Source organism: Mycobacterium sp. PO1 (genome assembly GCF_017312405.1).
Classification (GTDB): Bacteria; Actinomycetota; Actinomycetes; order Mycobacteriales; family Mycobacteriaceae; genus Mycobacterium.
In genome coordinates this window covers 66,166-83,841 of record NZ_BLTG01000014.1, presented here as the reverse complement: position 1 = coordinate 83,841, position 17,676 = coordinate 66,166, and the positions used below count along the sequence as shown (strand labels likewise).

Sequence of the window (17,676 nt, the reverse complement as noted above, 5' to 3'; positions counted from 1 at the left end):
GAGATGACGCAGACCCACCTTGGCATCCGCGACGAGGTCCTGGCGGTGCTGACCGCGATCGCTCCCGAAGTCGAGCCGGACGAGATTCGCGACGACGCGCTGCTTCGTGACCAGGTCGACCTCGACTCGATGGACTGGCTGAACTTCCTGGTCGGCCTGCACAAGCGGTTCAGTGTCGACATTCCCGAAGCCGACTACCGGAAGTTGCGCACGCTGAACGACGTCATCGGCTACCTCGCCGACCGCTCCGCGATGGGGTCGGCGTGAGGAGCGTCATGATGCGTGCCGAGTCCACCCGCACCGAACTCGATACCGCCGTCGGAGTACTGATGGGGCGTCGACATTGTTCGGCCGCAACGGCGTTCGCGGAGATCGCGGAGGCCGCCCGTCAGACGGGCATCGGCGCGACGGCGTTGAGCCGCGCCCTGATCTCGTTGACCAGTGGTGTCTCCAGTCGTTTCGACCATCGTGACGAAGTCGAGTCACGCTGGGGCGAGGTGCTGGGCCTGGCGGGACGCGTCGGCGGCCCCGACCCCGGCGACGACGTCAGTTCTGCAGCGAGTTGATGGCCGCGCGCAGTTTGGCCGCGACCTCGTCGGCGACCGGCTTCACCTGCTCTTCACCGGTGACGTCGACGAGGACCTGCGGATCCATCGCCTCGACGAGCACCGCGGCCTCATCGGACGGGTCGGCGCGCACAACGACGTTGCAGGGCAACAGGAGACCGATCTGGCGATTGACGTCGACGGCGCGGTGGGCCAGCGGGGGGTTGCATGCGCCGAGGATCAGATACTGCTCCATGTCCTCACCGAGCTTGGCTTTCAGGGTGGCCTGCATGTCGATTTCGGTGAGCACGCCGAATCCTTGCGCCGCGAGTGCTTCTCGGGTGCGGGTCACGGCGTCGTCGAAGGAGGTGCGCAGCACGGTGGACAGTGCGAATCCCATGGGATCTCCTTTTCGGGGAAGTACGTTTCTTCGGCCTGTGGTGTCACGCTAGCGCCAGAAAGAGCTTCTCCAGTTCGTCTTCGGTCATCGGCTTGCCGGCGTCCGAGGTGTCGCCGGTGGCGCATTCCCGCAACCCGGTCGCGACGATCTTGAATCCCGCCCGGTCGAGCGCCCTGGACACCGCCGCCAACTGCGTGACGACCTCCTTGCAGTCGCGCCCTTGCTCGATCATCGCGATGACGCCGGACAGCTGTCCCTGGGCGCGGCGAAGCCGGTTGAGCACCGCTGCGGTGGAGTCTTCATCTCCGGTCATGGCGGTCACTCCTTTCTGTCACTATGACTCCATGGTACGCCCCGGGGTATTCTCCCCGGGTCACGTCGCTGCGGCAGTGGTGTCACGCCGCCCGGCCAACCGCGCCAGCGGGCACCGCGCGTACCGGGCACAGACCAGCGAGGTTGCCCCTGCGAGGGCGACCACCGCGGCGGTGGCGGCGCCGACGGCCGGGCCCACCTCCTGCCACAGGATCACCGAGGACATCGCCAGCACGAACCAGCCGAATGCCTTGCGCAGGGAGTCGGGGTCGATCACCGCGGTCAGGCGCGCGCCGATGAGCGCGCCGACCAGGGCTGCCGCGGTGACGGCACCGGCCAGCGCCCAGTCGATCTGCACGCTGGACAGGTATCCGGCCAGGCCGGCGAACGACTTCATCGCGATCACGACCAGTGAGGTCCCGACCGCAATCGGCATGGGCAGCCCGCCGAGCAGGGCCAGCGCCGGCACGACGAGGAAGCCGCCGCCCGCACCGACCAGGCCGGTGACCAGGCCGACGACCAGGCCCTCGGCCACGACCTTGCCGACGGGCAACGACGACGGCGCGGCACCGGGGTCGACGTCCTTTCGGCCGCGCAGCATCGCCACGGCAGTGGCGATCATGATCGCCGCGAAACCGATCAGCAGCACCGATCCCGGGATGAAGCGGGCCAGCAGGCCGCCGCCGTAGGCGCCCGCCATGCCGGCGATGCCGAAGAAGAGGCCGGTGCGCCATTGCACCCGGCCGGCCCGGGCGTGGGAGATGGCGCCGACGGCGCTGGTGGCCCCGACCACCAGCAGGGATGTCGCGATGGCCTGCTTGGCGTCCATGCCGGCCACATAAGCCAGCAGCGGCACAGTCAGGATGGATCCGCCGCCTCCGAGCAAGCCGAGGGAGACGCCGACCAGCACGGCCAGGCCCACCGTCAGCGCGATCATGGCAGTCATTTCGCGTCCACCAACTGGGCAACCACCGTGCGCAGATCACAGCTTGCGCCGCGGTTGTAGGGCAGCTTGGCCAGCAGCATGCCCATTGCGCACGTGTTGGTCACGGCGGCGAAGGTCAGGCCGGCCCCGATGGCGAAGGCCACCCATTTCAGCCCGGGCACCAGGATGCTGGCGAGGATGCTGACGGCGACGATCAGCCCGGCCACCAGACGCACCTGACGTTCCAGGTCCCAGCGCTGGCCGCGCTGGTTCACCACGAATCCTCCTGTCTGCCAGGCGGTGATCCCCCCGTCGAGGATGTGCACGTTGGGCAACCCCGCTTTGCGCAGGGTCTCCTCGGCCTGGGCGGCGCGCTGCCCGGAGCGGCACACCAGCACCACGTCCTCGTCCACGTGGGCGATGATTTCGTCGCGGTGTTCGCGCAGCAGGTCGAGCGGCACGTTGTACGAGCCGGGCATGTGGACGGTCTCGAACTCGCCGGGGGTACGGACGTCGAGCACGCGCGGGGGCGCGGCAGAAGCCAGGCGCCGGTTCAGTTCGGCCGAATCGATCATGGCGGGCATCGGTGCGGTCATCGGTGAATCCTTTCTCAAGATACCCATAGGGGTATAAACTGACATCATTCATACATACCCTAGGGGGTATAGTCAAGCGGGAATAGCAACGGCGGAACCGGTGCTCATAATACCCATAGGGGTATATAGGCGAGCGACGTTCTCGCCGCCCACCACGTCAGGAAGGGAAATCCGATGGTTCTGGAGCAGTACTACATCGAATGCCTGTCACACGCGTCGTATCTGATCGGCGACGAGTCCACCGGTCGCGCGATCGTCGTCGACCCGCGCAGGGACATCACCGACTATCTCGCCGATGCCCAGAGGTACGGGCTGACCATCGAAGGGGTCATCAACACCCACTTCCACGCCGACTTCGTCTCGGGGCATCTCGAACTCGTCGAGGCGACCGGAGCGTGGATCGGTTTCGGTGAAGCCGCCGAAACCGACTACCCGATTCGCCGCCTGGCCGATGGGGAGCATCTGTCGCTCGGCGAGGTCGATCTGGAGATCTTGTCCACGCCCGGTCACACCTGGGAATCGATCAGCGTGCTCGTGCGTGAGCACCCCGACGCCGTGCCCACCGCGGTGCTGACCGGCGACTCGCTGTTCATCGGCGATGTCGGGCGCCCCGACCTGGTCAACATCGGCGACAGCTCGACCAGCGATCTGGCCAGGGCGATGTATCACACCCTCCACGACAAGCTGCTGAGGCTGCCCGACAGCGTCACGGTGATGCCCGCACACGGCGCCGGATCGTCCTGCGGCAAGAATCTGTCCACCGAGCTGACCTCGACCATCGGCGAACAGCGCCGCACCAATCCGTCGGTGCAGCCGATGTCCGAGCAGGACTTCGTCGAACTGGTCACCCACGGTCAACCCGCCGCGCCGGCGTACTTCTCGGTCGACGCCGCGATGAACAAGCGCGTCCACCCGCTTCTGGTCCAGGACCGCAGTATCCCGGTGCTGACGGCGACGCAGATCCGCCAGGCGCTGGCCGACGGGGTGCGCGTCGTCGATGCGCGCAGCGTCGAGGACTTCGCCGCGGGCCACCTCCGGGGTTCGGTCAACGTCGGCTTCGACGGCCGCTTCGCCGAGACCGGGGGCATGGTGGCCGGGATCGGTGACAGGATCGCGCTGATCGCCTATCCCGGGGAGGAGCAGGAAGCCGCGCTGCGGCTGGCCCGGGTGGGGTCGGACAACGTCATCGGCTACTTCGCGGTGGGTCGCGCTGGTGGGTTCCCCGCCGAGTTGGCCGATCTGGTCCGCACCGCGCCCCGCGTCACGGTGGCCGAGCTGGACCGCATGCTCACCGACGATGCCGTCACCCTCGTGGACATCCGCAACCCGGGCGAAGTCGAGGCGGGCAGCATCCCGGGCGCGATCCCGATGCCGCTGGCGAACCTGCGGATGCGGCTGGCCGACATCCCGAAAGAGCGCCCGATCGTCGTGCACTGCGCCGGCGGGTGGCGCTCCAGCGTCGCGGCCTCGCTGCTGCGCGCCGAAGGGTTCGACACCGTCTCGGACCTCGAGGGCGGCTACCACGCCTGGGCCGACGCGCACGTGAGTGCCTGACCGAAAATACCGACACGAGAACAGGATCAACCGATGAACACCCGCAACCTCACCCTCGCCGACTTCGAAGCCACCATCACGGAAAGCCCTGTCGTCCTCGTGGACTTCTGGGCCTCGTGGTGTGGACCGTGCCGCGCCTTCGCCCCCGTCTTCGAGCGATCCGCCGCGGCCCACCCAGATGTCGTGCACGCCAAGGTGGACACCCAGGCCGAGCAGCAGCTCTCGGCACTCCTCGGCATCCAGTCGATTCCGACGGTGATGGCATTCCGAGAGGGAGTCCTGGTCTACAGCCAGGCCGGTGCGATGCCGCCCGCTGCGCTGGAGGACCTGATCGGACAGGTTCAGGGACTGGACATGGCGCAGGTGCGCGCCACGATCGCCGAGCGCCAAGCCGACGCGCGGGTCTGACCCGCTCGATCACCGAGGAGGTTTCCCATGTGTTATCCGGCCACGTGTCCCGTCTGCGGAAAGACGGGCTGGCAGGGATGCGGTCAGCACGTCGACGAGGTCATGCGCTCTGTGCCGCCCTCGCAGCGCTGTACCTGTCCGTCCCACGGTGCTGACCCGAATCCGCCGCGAAGACGGGACCTACGGCCCTGATGCCAGGGCTGTCACGGTCATAGCGTCGTCCGTGACGGGGTTTCGTATCGATCGCTTCGGGAGGGCGCCATGGATTGGCCGACCGCCGCCGTGCTCATCGCCGCCATCATCGCCGTGATGGCGGTGGTCAGCACCTACATCGCGTCTCGAACGTCGAAGTGACATCGAGATGACCCAGTCCGCGTCGCCGCCGGGTGCGCACGCCGGGCACCCCGGCACCTGCCCGGCGTGTGGGGCGCAGCTCGACGCGTGGCTGGAGCCCGCAAACCGCCCCTGGTACCGCCGGTTTTCTGTGTGGATCGCCGCGACGGTGGTCGGCACCGTGGTACTGACGTCGGCGTTCCTCGCCGTCACCCTGTCCGATCACCCGGACGACACGGCACGCCTCACGCCCGCGGACCGCACTGCACTGGCCGAATGGTGGTCGAGCGCCTACCCGGCCGTCCACGATCTCGAAACCGGCGTCAACGACACGACCCGCGCCATGCAGCAGCTGGACGCAACGGTGGTCGCATCGGCGTGCCAACGGATGCACGACGCCGCGGCGGTGGCGGTTCCCGCGCACCTGCCGGCGCCCGACCCGTACGTCACCGCGGAGTTGACTGCGGCCGCCGGCGACGCCCACGCCGCGGCGCACATGTGCCTCTCGGTGCTGCAGCGATCGCTGAACAACTACGACGGCGAGTTCGCCTCCACACTGGAGCAGGCCGACAGGCATCTCGACGATGCGCTGGAGTTGGTGAACCGCAGCATCACCGAGCAGTAAGCGGCATCAGGTGACGCAGCAGGAAGTCGCGGTGGTCCCGGGCGACCTCGTCGCGGACGGCACCGTGGTACATGTCGAAATGCCCGACCGGGTATATCCGGATCTCGGGATGCTGTGCCCGGCCCACCTTCTGCAACACCAAAGCCGATGACACCTCCGAATCGTCACGGGCCAGTGTCACCAGGAGTGGGCAGCGGATCTTCTCGACCGTGCCGGCTCGGTACCGGGGAGCGTGAAACAGGAACCGCGGGGTGAACTCGTTACGCCAGCGGGGAGAGCCCTGCTCGACCTGTCGGAACAGGCCCGCCAGCGCGGGATCGCTGAACGCGGCATGGCCGAGACGTCCGTAGACGGGCAGGTAGTGCGGTGACGCTCCGAGCCGTCCCCGAGCCGCGTCGAGAAGGGCCGAACCCACCAGTCGCGCCGCGGCCAGCGCACTGCGCGCGGGGCCGGGGTGAAAATGCGGTGGTCTGTAGCGCCCCCGCAGACCCCTGTACATGTCGAGAGCGGGCACGTTGGCGACCACCGCTGCCAACCCGGGGTCCTCGGCCGCGATGACGATGACGTGGCTGCCGCCCAGCGAGGTCCCCCACAGGGCGACACGATCGGCGTCCACGTCATCGCTAGACCGAACGTGGGCGAGCGCGCTGCGGATGTCCGCCAGTTGGCGCTGCGAATCCACCAGTTGCCGCGGCCGGCCCTCGCTCGCGCCGAAATGGCGGTAGTCGAACGTCAGCACGGCGAACCCAGCGGCGGCGAACACTGCGGCGAAGTCGGGGAGAATCCAGTCCATCGTCCCGGAGAAGCCGTGCGCCATCACCACGCACGGATGACGCCCCGGTCGGTCCGGCCGGTAGAACACAGCGGCGATCGTCGACCCGCCGGACTCGAAGGCAACCTCGCGGGCTCCGTACCCGACCATGTGTGGAGCGTATGCCGATTTTCGGCCAGACGGTCACCCGCCGTGTGACCAAGGACTCCTGTGGGCGTCCCAGGCCTGCCGCTAGCGTCGGGGGAATGGATTCCAGCGACGCCGCCGGATCGAGCCGGCCACTGCGGCGTTCCGTCGTCGACCGCGTGCCTGGTTCGGCTCCGGTGCGCAACGTCATTGGGCCTTTGACCAGGACAGGAAGGTACTACGCACGGTCGTGGCGCGACTATCTCGACGACGGGCCCCAGCAGATGCCGATCGCCCGGCCCACCGTCGCGCTGGCCGCCGAGGCCCTGCGCGACGAAGTCGTCCTGCTCGGCCTGCGGGCGCGCCGTCCGGTCAGCGATCCCCAGGCGTTCGAACGTATCCACGCCGAGGTCCTGGCGGCGCTCGAGTTCTACGGCGCCGGTGGATGGCTGGACAAGCCGAAGGGGTTCTTTCGTGCCCCGGGGCGGTTGGACGAGCTGGAGGTCCGCCCGGTGCAGCGTCGAAACCGGTCGTATTTTCGGCTGCGCTGGAACAGCGGCTATCGCCCGCGTCGCGACGAGCCCGGCGCCGACAGATGGTTGGGCTACCAGGCGGTCAGTCATGGCTACGGTCTGATGCTGCGCCACCGCGAGCCTCGGCCGTGGCTGGTGTGCGTTCACGGCACCGAAATGGGCCGGGCGGCGATCGACCTGGCGCTGTTCCGGGCGTGGTACCTGCACGAAAGGCTCGGGCTCAACGTCGTTCTCCCGGTCCTGCCCCTGCACGGTCCCCGTGCGAAGGGGCTGCCCAAAGGCGCTGTGTTCCCCGGTGAAGACGTGCTCGACGACATCCACGCCACGGCCAACGCCGTCTGGGATGTCCGGGGCGTGTTGGGCTGGATCCGGGCACAGGAACCCGACGCCTCGATCGGGATTTACGGGTTGTCGCTGGGGGGCTTCGTCGCCGCTCTCGTGGCCAGCCTCGACGACCACCTGACCTGCGCGGTGCTCGGTGTTCCGGTCGCCGACCTGATCGAACTGCTCGGGCGGCATTCGGGGTTGTCGCAGGACGATCCCCGTCGAGAGACCATCGCGCTGGCCACTCCGCTCGGCCGAATGATCTCGCCGCTCTCGCTGACACCGAAGGTGCCGATGTCCGGCCGCTTCATCTATGCCGGTCTCGCCGATCAGGTGGTTCATCCGCGCGAGCAGGTCAACAGGCTGTGGGACCACTGGGGCCGGCCCGAGATCGAGTGGTACCGGGGCGGTCACGCGGGCTTCTTCCAGTCCCGTCCGGTGCAGCAGTTCGTCACCGACGCCCTGATCCAGTCGGGGTTGGTCACCGGAGCCGACCCCGCCGACCGGTCCGGTCGTCCGGACACCCAGACCGGCTGAGGCGAATCAGTCCTGCCGCGCGACGATCACCGGAACTTGCGCCGAGTGCATGAGCGCACTGCTCACCGACCCCAGCAGCATGCCCGAAAAGCCGCCGCGGCCATGGCTGCCCACCACCACGAGCTGGGCGCGGCCGGCATGTTCGAGTAGCCGCAGGCCCGGCCGGTCGGCGACGACCACCTGATGCACGCCCACGTCGGGGTACTGAGCCTGCCAGCCGGACAGCCTCTCGGAGAGCACCTCTTCTTCGCGCTCTTTGATGTTGCGCCACTCGATCGGCGCCCAGTTGACACTCGGGAATTCGAGGGGGCCCATGTCCGTCCACGCGTGCAGCGCAACCAGGTCGACGCCACGGCGGGACGCCGCGTCGAACGCGATCGCCGTGGCCCGTTCCGACGCCGGTGAACCGTCGATACCCACCAGGACGGGATCCCGCGGGGAAGGAGTGTGTTCGGTGTGGATGACCGCGACCGGGCAGTGCGCATGATGGACCAGTCCGGAACTGACCGAACCCAACAGCGCACGGTCCACGGCACTTTGTCCGAGGCAGCCGACCACCACCAGCGCGGCCGACTTCGACATGTCGACCAGTGTGGGGACGATCGGCCCCATGATCACCTCGGTGTTGACTCGCGACATGTGTTGTGGCGCCACCTCGCAAGCCAGCTTGCGGGCGTCGTCGACGATGCGACGTGCCCGGTCCTCCTCAGCCCGCGCATAGCTCGCCGGCATGTCCGGCATCGGCGACGACGGCAGCACGATCGGCGGCACCACATGCACCAGGCTCAGGGCCACGCCCCGCGATTGCGCGTCCTGCGCGGCCCAGGTCACTGCGGCGGCCGAGGACGCGGACCCGTCGACCCCTACCACGACGCCATGAGATGACATGTCGGTCATGTGGCTCTCCCGTCCCCGCTTCGTTGCAGCTTCACTCTATTCAGGAATCCCTCGCGGATCCGGAGCAGTTGGTCGTCGCTGTGAGGGACTTCAGACCTTTCTTTGCAGCCGATTTCGTCGCCGTACAGGGCCCGTCGGCGTATCGGTTGCGCACTGCCTCCCACTGTGTGGCATCACACAACCGAGCTGTTCAGGTCGGGTCATTGGACCCTATCGTCGGATACCCCATAGGGTATAGTTCATCAGTAGTGATCGCGCAGAGAGGAAGCATTCATGACCGCCATCGAGACACCGATCCCCGTCACGGGAATGCCCCGAATCGGTGACCCCGCACCGTCGTTCACCGCAAGCACGACCCAAGGGGACATCAGTTTTCCGTCCGACTACGTCGGCAGGTGGGTCGTCCTGTTCTCCCATCCGGCAGACTTCACCCCGGTGTGCACCAGTGAATTCATGACATTCGCCTCGATGCAGAAAGAGTTCGCGGCCTACAACACCGAGCTGGTCGGGTTGTCGGTAGACGGTCTCTACAGCCACATCGCATGGTTGCGCACCATCAAGGACAAGATCACGTTCCGTGACATGCGCGACGTCGAGGTGACGTTCCCGCTCATCGACGACGTGTCGATGGAGATCGCGCAGAAGTACGGCATGATCATGCCGGGTGAGGACTCCACCAAGGCGGTTCGCGCCGTGTTCGTCATCGATCCCAAGGCCGTGATCCGGGCCATCATCTACTACCCGCTGAGTCTGGGCCGCAACTTCGACGAGCTGCTGCGCGTGGTCAAGGCACTGCAGACCGCCGACCATTTCGAGGTCGCGACCCCGGCGGACTGGCGCCCTGGCGACGCCGTGATCGTGCCGCCGGCCGGCTCGTGTGGGACGGCCGACGACCGGATGACCGGCGGCGTCGACGGGGTGGAGTGCGAGGACTGGTTCTTCTGCACCAAGCAGCTTCCCGCCGACGAGGTGGACGCAGCGATCCGCCACCGCTGAGGCATTGTCCGGCCCGGCCTCGCCGGAGGCGCATACTTGCGCCGCAGGCGGCGGCCCAGCAGGCTGCTAAGCGTGACCAGCATGACGGTTCGCGGGTAGCGAGCGATGGACGGATATTGGTTCGACCTGGCACTGGTCGCGTTCCTCGTTCTGGTCAACGGGCTGCTGGCCGGCAGCGAGGCGGCGTTCATCTCGTTGCGGGAAGGGCAGCTGCGTGAGCTGGAACGCCGGGGCAAGCATCGTGATCGGCTCGTCGTGCGTCTGGCGCGCGAACCCAATCGGTTTCTGGCGACCATCCAACTCGGTATCACGCTCGCCGGCTTCCTCGCCTCGGCGACCGCCGCCGTCACGCTCGCCGAACCGCTGACCGCCCAACTCCAATTCCTCGGCGGCGCAGCGCAACCGGTCGGTATCGCCATCGTCACGGTGGTGGTCACGGCATCGACGTTGGTGGTCGGTGAGCTCGCACCCAAACGTCTCGCGATGCAGCACTCCCGGCGCTGGGCAGCGTTGGTCGCCTCGCCGCTCAGCGCCCTTGCGACGATCACCGGGCCCATCGTGTGGTTGCTGGGCAAGGCGACCGATGTGGTGGTCCGCGTGCTCGGCGGCGACCCGCATCGGGGGCGCGAAGAGCTGACCTTCGAGGAACTGCGGCAACTGATCACCAGCCACGGGGGCCTGACCGCCGAGCAGCGCACCATCATCTCGGGTGCGTTGGAGATCCACGAACGTCCGCTGCGCGACGTGGTGGTGCCACGCACGGCGGTGTTCCGGCTGAACGGGGACATGCCGGTGGTGCAGGCGCGTGCCGAGCTCGCGGAGTCGGGGCACACCCGGGCGCCGGTCGTGGCCGCCGGCGAGCTCGACGACACTGTCGGAGTGGTACACCTGCGCGAGCTACTCGGTGCCGACGGCACGGTCTCCGACGTGGCGCGCGCGGTGCTGAGCCTGCCCGACAGTGTCCGGGTCACCGCCGCACTGAACCGGATGCTCGCCGAACGCGAACAGTTCGCGCTGGTGATCGGCGAACGCGGCGGCGTGGCGGGCATCGTCACCCTCGAGGATCTGCTCGAGGAGATCGTAGGCGAAATCTACGACGAAGCGGACCAGGACATCCGATCGGCACGGGTGCTGTCGGACGGTAGCCGGATACTGCCCGGCACCTTCCCCGTTCACGATCTCGTCGACGTCGGTATCGATGTCACCGACTTCCCCGGCGGTGACTACACGACCATCGCCGGGTTGGTGTTGTCGGTCCTGGGCCGCATCCCGACAGAGCCGGGAGACCACGTCGAAGTCGGGACTTACCGCATCGATGTCACTGCCGTAGACCGCAACGCGATCACCGAGGTGCGGGTGCGCCCGCGGTACTCCTAGATTCGACGAACCGTGCTGCTGCGGGCGCGTAGCCACTTTTCGGACGCCACCACCAGGCTCACGACGACGGCGATGCCGAAGATCCGTAGCCAGACCTCGGCGTCCAGAGGGGCGGTATCGAAGATCGTGTTCATCACCGGCAGATAGGTGATCGCGATCTGCGCGACAGCCTGCACAGCGACGCCGACGATCAACCACCGATTGGTGAAAAGGCCGATCCGCCAGGCCGAGCGGGTGAGCGATCGGCAGCTGAACAGGTAGAACGCCTCGACCACGACGAACACGTTGAGAGCCGCGGTGCGCGCTTCGGCCAGCGAAGCGCCCTGTGCCAGTTCCCATTCGAACAACCACCAGGAGCCCGCGACGAGCAGGCTCGATACCAGAAGGATTCGGCCCATCAGAGCTCGGGTCAGCAACGGTTGACCGGGATCGCGTGGCGGCCGCGTCATGATTCCGGCCTCCTTGGGTTCGAAGGCCAGCATCAGGCCGAGCGCCACGGCGGTGGTCATGTTGATCCACAGGATCTGGGTGGGCAGGATCGGCAACATCGCCCCCATCGCGATGGCCGCCAGGATCACCAGTCCCTCACCGATGTTGGTGGGCAGCGTCCACGTGATGAACTTGGTCAGGTTGTCGAACACCCCGCGGCCTTCCTCGACCGCGGCCTCGATGGTGGCGAAGTCGTCGTCGGTGAGCACCATGTCGGCTGCGTCCTTGGCGACCTCGGTGCCACCCCGACCCATCGCCACACCGATGCTGGCCTGCCGTAACGCCGGTGCGTCGTTGACGCCGTCGCCCGTCATCGCGACGACATGTCCTTTGGCCTGAAGAGCTTCGACCAGGCGCAACTTCTGTTCGGGGGAAACCCGCGCGAAGACGCTGGCCTCGTCGACGAGGTCGGGGAATTCGTCCGCGCTCGACGCGGCGAGTTGCGCGCCGGTCATCACCGACCGCTGTCCGGGCCCTCCCGGGGCGAGAACGCCCACGGACTCCGCGATCGCGCTGGCGGTACCCGGATGGTCGCCGGTGATCATCTTCACCGCGATACCCGCGGAGTGGCAGGCCGCGACCGCCGGTGCGGCCGCGTCCCGCGGCGGATCCAGCATGGCCTGCAGGCCCGTGAACGTGATCGATCCCGCTATCTGCGCCTCGGTGAAGCGCGACGGATCGGCCGGTACCGCCACTCCGCACGCGAGGACCCGTAACCCCTCGGCGGCCAGCGCTTCGGCCGCGGCCACCGCCGCGGATCGGTCGACGCGGCGTAGCGTGCCGTCGGCATCCATCTGTCGTTCACACAACTCGAGCAGGCGCTCGACCGAACCCTTGACCAGCACGACGTGACGGTGCCGTGCGGACTGGTGCAGGGTGGCCATGTACTGGCGTTCGGAGCTGAACGGGATCGCCCCCACCCGCGGAAAGTCGTTCCGAAGGTCCTCGATCGCCAGGCCCGCCTTCGCGGCGACCACGAGCATCGCGGCCTCGGTCGGATCGCCGGCGATCTGCCACCGTGGCCCGTCGGGCGAGAGTGCGGCGTCATTGCACACGGCACCGGCGACCAGCGTCCAGCGCAACGACTCGTCGGCGTCGACCGGCATCGGCTCGCCGTCACCGGTGAGGAGTGCTCCGGTGGGCGCGTAGCCGGATCCGGTTGCGGTCACGGCACGTTGCGGAGTCCACACCTTGCGCACCGTCATCTGGTTCTCGGTGAGGGTGCCGGTTTTGTCGGCGCAGATGACTGTGGTGCCGCCCAGCGTCTCGACCGCGGGCAGCCGCCGGATGACCGCACGTCGCTTGGCCATTCGTCCGACACCGATGGCCAGTGTGATGGTGACCGCCGCCGGCAGGCCTTCCGGAATGGCGCCGACCGCCAACGCGACCGCGGCGGTGAAGGTCTCCACTGCGTCCTGCCGGCGTGCCAAACCGAGGGCGAAGGTGGCAGCGGCCAGGGCGAGGATGCCGATCGTCAGGATCTTGCTGAACCAGGCGAGTTTGGCGGTCAGCGGCGTAGCGAGCGTCTCGGCCGCGCCGACCAGGCGGTGGATCTCACCGATCTCGGTCTCCGAACCGGTAGCCACGACGATCCCGGCTCCCGAACCGGCGGTCACCAGCGTCCCGGAATAGACAATGTTGCAGCGGTCGGCCACCGGCGTGGCTTCCGGCAGCATCACCTCGGTCTTGTCCACCGGCACCGACTCCCCGGTGAGCGCGGACTCGTCCACGCGCAGTTCGCTCTCCCGGATCAGTCGGACGTCGGCCGGCACCTTGTCGCCGGCCTCGACCAGGACGAGGTCACCGGGCGCCAACTGATCGGAGCCGATGGTGCGTTCGCGGCCGTCGCGAATCACCTTGGCCTCGGTGCGCACCATGGAGCGCAGGCTCTGCAGGGCGGTTTCGGCCTTGGTCTCCTGCACGAATCCGACGATGGCGTTGACCACCACGACGGCGAAGATCACGACCGAATCGACATATTCGCGCAGCGTGGCGGTCACGACGCCGGCTACCAGAAGCACATAGATCAGGGGGTGGTGGAACTGGCGAAGTACCCGGGTGACCAGGCCGGCCCCTCGCGGCGCGGGAAGAGTGTTGAGCCCGAACTCTTTCAGCCGTTCGTCGGCCACCTCGGTGGTCAGCCCCCGATGGGGGTCGGTCTGCAACAGCAGCACGACCTCGTGGGCGGCGAGACCGTGGTGCGCGTTCGCCGTCACTGCGTCCGACACGACCATCCCTATTCCTCGCGCTGCGGTTCGACGACCAGTACCGGGACCGTGGAATGCGTGACGAGATCGGTGGACACGCTTCCCAGCACATGGCGGGACAGGCCGCGGCCGCGGCGCCCGACCACCAGGATGTCGAAGCCCTGCCGCGCGGCGAACTCACGCAGCGCCGGACCGGGCGCCCCGACCAACACCCGCGTATGCACCGCGGCCGGTACCCTCACGCGGTTGGCCGCCGCCTCGAGTCGCCGGGTCGCCGCATCCATGTCGGCCCCGTCTCCGGATTCTGCCGCCTCGTAGTTCACCACCTCGGCCAGCACCAGCATGCTGCCCTGGGAGCCGAGGGTGCGCAGCGCCGTCGTCATTGCGTGCACGGACTCAGGCGACCCGTCGACTCCGATCAGGATCCGCGGCCCGGCGCCTGCCGGCAGACTTTCCGACGGCGTGGCCTCAGCACTGTCGGGCCGGCGCCGGACCCGCTCGACCGCGATGGGCACGAACAACGGCCCGAGTGGGGCGGCGAGCAGGATCCACAGGGCGTCGAAACCGCGCCGCGCCATCCAGATACCGGACAGCAGCCCGATCAGAATCCAGCCGACAGCCGCTACGACGATGGTTGCGGTGTTCACCACTTCACCGTCTCAAGCCGACGCGGCTGCTGCCAGGCCCGGTCGACGGCTATCCGTAGGGACTTTCGTCCCTAGCTGTGAGAGTGCTTCGCTCAGCGGGGCCGCACGACGACGACCGGCACCGTGGCTGCCTGCACCACCGCGCTGCTCACCGACCCCAGAAGTGTCGCTGCGACGGTGCCGTGGCCGTGGCTGCCGACCACCAGCAACTGGGCGGACTCAGCCTGTTCCACGAGGCGACGGGCGGGCTGGTCGACGACCACCACGCGTCGTGTCGTCACATCGGGGTAGCGCTGGTGCCACGGGCTCAGCTGTTCGGTCAGTTCGGCGTCGACCGTGGAGCGCACCTCCTCGAAGTCGAAACCGGGCATCTCGAAGGCGCCGGGTGACCACCAGGCGTGCACCACCACCAGTTCCACGCCGCGACGACTCGCTTCGTCGAAGGCGAACGCGATAGCCGGCTGCGAGGCGGGCGACCCGTCGTAGCCCAGCACGACCGGCGCCGCGGGATCGGGTTCGTTCTCCATCTCCGGGATCACCGCCACGGGGCCGTGACCGCGGTGCACCAACCCGGTGCTGACGCTGCCCTGGAAGATCCGGCCGAGGGCGCCGCGGCCGTGGGTGCCGACCACGACGAGGCCGGCGGTCTTGGAGCGTTCCACCAGCGCGGCCGTGGGGGTGGTGACGGCGAACTCGGCGGAGACGGGGACGGAGTCCCCGGTGATCTCTCTGGCGATCGTCGTGGCGTCGTCGAGGATGTCCTGGCCGATCTGACGCTGGAAGTCCATGATGCCGGTCGGCACCGGCGCGATCGGCCACGTCCCCATCGGCAGGGTGGCTGCGTAGACGACGACCAGTGCCGTCTGGCGCAGCTTCGCGTCTCGGGCTGCCCACTCGAGTGCTGCCTGCGACGACGGCGAATCATCAACCCCGACAACGATCTCCGTGCTCTCGGCGGCGTCAGTCATCAGGGGCTTCCTTTCGCTGTCTACGGGCGTCGGGCCGGATGACCCGGCCGCTATGGGCGACTCTATGACGACCGGCTCAACCGAGGAACACCGAGACCGCGGCGAAGTACAGCAGGATCGACAGCAGATCCTGCACGACGGTGGCCAGTGGTCCCGAACCGAACGCCGGGTCCTTGCCGAGGCGGTGCAGCAGCCACGGCAGACACAACGCCACCACGGTGGCCACCGTGCTCGCTCCCAGAATCGCCACCGAAACCGCCAGCGCCAGCGCGACGTTGCCCGTCATGACAGCGACGAGCGGCCACATCACAGCACCGAGCAGCAGACCCATCGACAACCCGGTCAGCGCTTCACGGCCGGTGATCCGGCGGATCCCGACCCCGACCGACAGCCCCCGGATCGCCAGCGTCTCGGTCTGGGTGCCCACCGCGTCGGCGAGGTAGACGATGCCGGGGACGAAATAGGCGACCGCGAGGTCGGCCGACAACTGCGCCTCGAACGCCGTCATCAACACCGCCGACACCATGGCCCCGAGCAACCCGATCAACAGCCAGGGCAACCGGTGCCACAATCGCCGCCCGATCGACTCGACGCTGGTGGACCGCGCATGCTCGACATCGCTGAGGAAGCCGCCGAGGCGGGCCAGGTCCTCGTCGTGTTCCTGGAGCAGAACGGTGAGCAACTGCTGAGGCGAGATCAGTCCACGGAAGCGACCGTCCTCGTCGACCACCGCCAGCCCTGGCTCCCCACGCTGCACGGCCTGCCACGCGGCGTGCTCGCGGTCCGTGTCCGGGGCGACCACCGGCGGGTTGGCATCCATGACGTCACGCAGGCAGGCGCCGGCAGGCGCGGCCAACAACTGCTCGATGGTGGCGACGCCCACCAGGTGCCGGCCGTCGAGCACGGCCACCGCTGCGGCGCTGTCGAACCGGCGGCCCCGCATGGCGTCGAGCGCCGCGTCGACCGGGGTCAGCTCATCAGCGGTGGGGACCCGGGTCGAGGCGTGGTGCAGCGCCGCGTCGGCGGAGGCGAGCAGATCGCCCGGTTCAGCTGGAGCGTGCAACGATCACCGGCGTCCGGGCGGACTGGGCCACCGCGGTCCCCACCGAACCCAGCAGCATGCCGGCGAAACCGCCGCGGCCGTGACTGCCGACGACGACGAGCTGGGCGGACTCGGCCTGCTCGAGCAGCTGATGGGCGGGCCGGTCGCGCACCACCACGCGCCGTACCTGCACCTCCGGGTAGCGCTCCTGCCAGCCGGCCAACCGCTCGGCGAGCAGCTCCTCGGCCTGGGGGCGCAACGTCATCCACTCTTCGTTGGGGAACGCATAGATGGTGGGGTCACTCCAGGCGTGCACCGCCACCAGTGGCACCGCCCGCCGGGACGCCTCGTCGAAAGCCACCGCCACCGCGGTCTCCGACGCCGGCGACCCGTCGACACCCACCACGACCGGGGCCTGCTCGGACTGCATCGTCGCGTCGGCCTGCTCGTGGACCACCGCCACCGGGCAGTGGGCGTGGTGGATGAGGCCGGAGCTGACCGAGCCCAGCAGAGCCCGGCCCACCCGGCCGAGTCCCCGGTTGCCGACCACGAGCAGTTGCGCGTCCTTGGACAGGTCGACCATCGTCTTCGTGGCGTTGCCTTCTTCCACGTGTTCGCTGATCGTGATCGGACCGTCGTCGGCGACTGCCTGCTCGGCCACCAGCGTTGCCTGGCGCAGGATTTCGCGGGCGCGGCGCTGCGCGATCTCGTCGAGTTCACCGGATACCGACACCTCGTACCAGGTGAGGGCTTGCGCGGTGGGCAGAACGTGGGCCAGCGTCAGCGGTACCCCGTGCAGGAGCGCTTCCCGCGCGGCCCATTCGACGGCCGATTCGGCCTCCGGCGAGCCGTCCACCCCGACCACGATTCCTCGATGTGATGCCATGATGACCTCCTCGAACCGACGATCCGGCAGTGCCGGCGAACCTGGATCGACGGTATGGCGCAGCGACGACCGGCGCCGGAGGCATACGTCACCGTGCGGCAGGGTCCAAATGCCTCTACCGGTCAGCGCCGGATGATCTAACGTCGATCCGGACCGGGGAGGGCCGCACGCCGAGGA

At 68.3% G+C, this 17,676-nt stretch carries 19 protein-coding genes; 8 read left to right on the top strand and 11 right to left on the bottom strand.

Going from position 1 to position 17,676, the window contains the following annotated elements:
- Positions 1 to 3: 3 nt before the first annotated feature.
- Together J3476_RS06105 and J3476_RS06100 are read left to right on the top strand one after the other, a co-directional pair.
- Entirely contained in the window at positions 4 to 267 is a 264-nt protein-coding gene (locus J3476_RS06105) for an acyl carrier protein (protein WP_207065601.1), read from the top strand.
- Positions 268 to 278: 11 nt separating this feature from the next.
- Positions 279 to 566 carry an ANTAR domain-containing protein gene (locus J3476_RS06100; RefSeq protein ID WP_207065600.1) on the top strand — a complete coding sequence of 96 codons (288 nt, stop codon included), beginning with the start codon at positions 279 to 281 and terminating at the stop codon, positions 564 to 566.
- Here J3476_RS06100 and J3476_RS06095 read toward each other — a convergent pair.
- From J3476_RS06095 to J3476_RS06080, 4 genes are read right to left on the bottom strand one after another with little or no spacing between them, the layout of a single operon-like run.
- Positions 547 to 945: a DUF302 domain-containing protein gene (locus J3476_RS06095; RefSeq protein WP_207065599.1), complete on the bottom strand. Its 399-nt coding sequence runs from the start codon at positions 943 to 945 to the stop codon at positions 547 to 549. The genes J3476_RS06100 and J3476_RS06095 overlap by 20 nt on opposite strands.
- Positions 946 to 988: 43 nt before the next feature.
- Positions 989 to 1,258: a metal-sensitive transcriptional regulator gene (locus J3476_RS06090; protein ID WP_163673220.1), complete on the bottom strand. Its 270-nt coding sequence runs from the start codon at positions 1,256 to 1,258 to the stop codon at positions 989 to 991.
- Positions 1,259 to 1,318: 60 nt separating this feature from the next.
- Positions 1,319 to 2,194 carry a sulfite exporter TauE/SafE family protein gene (locus J3476_RS06085; protein ID WP_207065641.1) on the bottom strand — a complete coding sequence of 292 codons (876 nt, stop codon included), beginning with the start codon at positions 2,192 to 2,194 and terminating at the stop codon, positions 1,319 to 1,321.
- A 5-nt stretch (positions 2,195 to 2,199) separates the two neighbouring features.
- The gene (locus tag J3476_RS06080) at positions 2,200 to 2,778 is read right to left on the bottom strand and encodes a rhodanese-like domain-containing protein (RefSeq protein WP_207065598.1); all 579 of its coding nucleotides are present in this window, start codon (positions 2,776 to 2,778) and stop codon (positions 2,200 to 2,202) included.
- Positions 2,779 to 2,952: 174 nt separating this feature from the next.
- Between J3476_RS06080 and J3476_RS06075 the strand changes: the two genes are divergently transcribed.
- The 3 genes from J3476_RS06075 (at position 2,953) to J3476_RS06065 (ending at position 5,698) form a co-directional block, all read left to right on the top strand.
- Positions 2,953 to 4,332 (top strand): rhodanese-like domain-containing protein, encoded by a 1,380-nt coding sequence (locus J3476_RS06075; RefSeq protein WP_207065597.1) that lies wholly within the window; start codon positions 2,953 to 2,955, stop codon positions 4,330 to 4,332.
- Positions 4,333 to 4,365: 33 nt separating this feature from the next.
- Positions 4,366 to 4,740, top strand: coding sequence for a thioredoxin (trxA, locus tag J3476_RS06070; protein ID WP_207065596.1), 375 nt, complete (start codon positions 4,366 to 4,368; stop codon positions 4,738 to 4,740).
- Positions 4,741 to 5,101: 361 nt separating this feature from the next.
- A complete protein-coding gene (locus J3476_RS06065; protein ID WP_207065595.1) occupies positions 5,102 to 5,698 on the top strand; it encodes a hypothetical protein in 597 nt (198 codons plus the stop codon).
- On the opposite strand, the gene J3476_RS06060 is transcribed toward J3476_RS06065, so the two are convergent.
- On the bottom strand, positions 5,685 to 6,620 hold the full coding sequence (locus J3476_RS06060; protein ID WP_207065594.1) for an alpha/beta hydrolase: 936 nt from the start codon (positions 6,618 to 6,620) through the stop codon (positions 5,685 to 5,687). The two genes, J3476_RS06065 and J3476_RS06060, sit on opposite strands and share 14 nt — an antisense overlap.
- Positions 6,621 to 6,805: 185 nt before the next feature.
- On the opposite strand from J3476_RS06060, the gene J3476_RS06055 reads away from it, so the two are divergent.
- Positions 6,806 to 7,990 (top strand): hypothetical protein, encoded by a 1,185-nt coding sequence (locus J3476_RS06055; protein WP_207065640.1) that lies wholly within the window; start codon positions 6,806 to 6,808, stop codon positions 7,988 to 7,990.
- Between the two features lie 6 nt (positions 7,991 to 7,996).
- Here J3476_RS06055 and J3476_RS06050 read toward each other — a convergent pair whose 3' ends face one another.
- Complete coding sequence (locus J3476_RS06050; RefSeq protein WP_373889033.1) at positions 7,997 to 8,887, bottom strand: universal stress protein; 891 nt, start codon at positions 8,885 to 8,887, stop codon at positions 7,997 to 7,999.
- 273 nt (positions 8,888 to 9,160) lie between these two features.
- Here J3476_RS06050 and J3476_RS06045 point away from each other — a divergent pair, with 273 nt between their 5' ends.
- Both J3476_RS06045 and J3476_RS06040 read left to right on the top strand, forming a co-directional pair.
- Complete coding sequence (locus tag J3476_RS06045) at positions 9,161 to 9,883, top strand: peroxiredoxin (RefSeq protein WP_207065593.1); 723 nt, start codon at positions 9,161 to 9,163, stop codon at positions 9,881 to 9,883.
- A gap of 105 nt (positions 9,884 to 9,988) precedes the next feature.
- Complete coding sequence (locus J3476_RS06040; RefSeq protein ID WP_207065592.1) at positions 9,989 to 11,260, top strand: hemolysin family protein; 1,272 nt, start codon at positions 9,989 to 9,991, stop codon at positions 11,258 to 11,260.
- Here the strand turns inward: J3476_RS06040 and J3476_RS06035 are convergent.
- From J3476_RS06035 to J3476_RS06015, 5 genes are all read right to left on the bottom strand, one after another.
- Positions 11,257 to 13,977, bottom strand: a complete 2,721-nt coding sequence (locus J3476_RS06035) for an HAD-IC family P-type ATPase (RefSeq protein WP_373889034.1) — start codon at positions 13,975 to 13,977, stop codon at positions 11,257 to 11,259. The two genes, J3476_RS06040 and J3476_RS06035, sit on opposite strands and share 4 nt — an antisense overlap.
- A gap of 8 nt (positions 13,978 to 13,985) precedes the next feature.
- Positions 13,986 to 14,603 (bottom strand): universal stress protein, encoded by a 618-nt coding sequence (locus J3476_RS06030; RefSeq protein ID WP_207065590.1) that lies wholly within the window; start codon positions 14,601 to 14,603, stop codon positions 13,986 to 13,988.
- Between the two features lie 92 nt (positions 14,604 to 14,695).
- The gene (locus J3476_RS06025; protein ID WP_207065589.1) at positions 14,696 to 15,571 is read right to left on the bottom strand and encodes a universal stress protein; all 876 of its coding nucleotides are present in this window, start codon (positions 15,569 to 15,571) and stop codon (positions 14,696 to 14,698) included.
- Between the two features lie 76 nt (positions 15,572 to 15,647).
- The gene (locus tag J3476_RS06020) at positions 15,648 to 16,634 is read right to left on the bottom strand and encodes a magnesium transporter (RefSeq protein ID WP_207065588.1); all 987 of its coding nucleotides are present in this window, start codon (positions 16,632 to 16,634) and stop codon (positions 15,648 to 15,650) included.
- A complete protein-coding gene (locus J3476_RS06015; RefSeq protein WP_207065587.1) occupies positions 16,618 to 17,499 on the bottom strand; it encodes a universal stress protein in 882 nt (293 codons plus the stop codon). Before J3476_RS06015 ends, J3476_RS06020 begins: the two co-directional genes overlap by 17 nt.
- Positions 17,500 to 17,676: the final 177 nt, after the last annotated feature.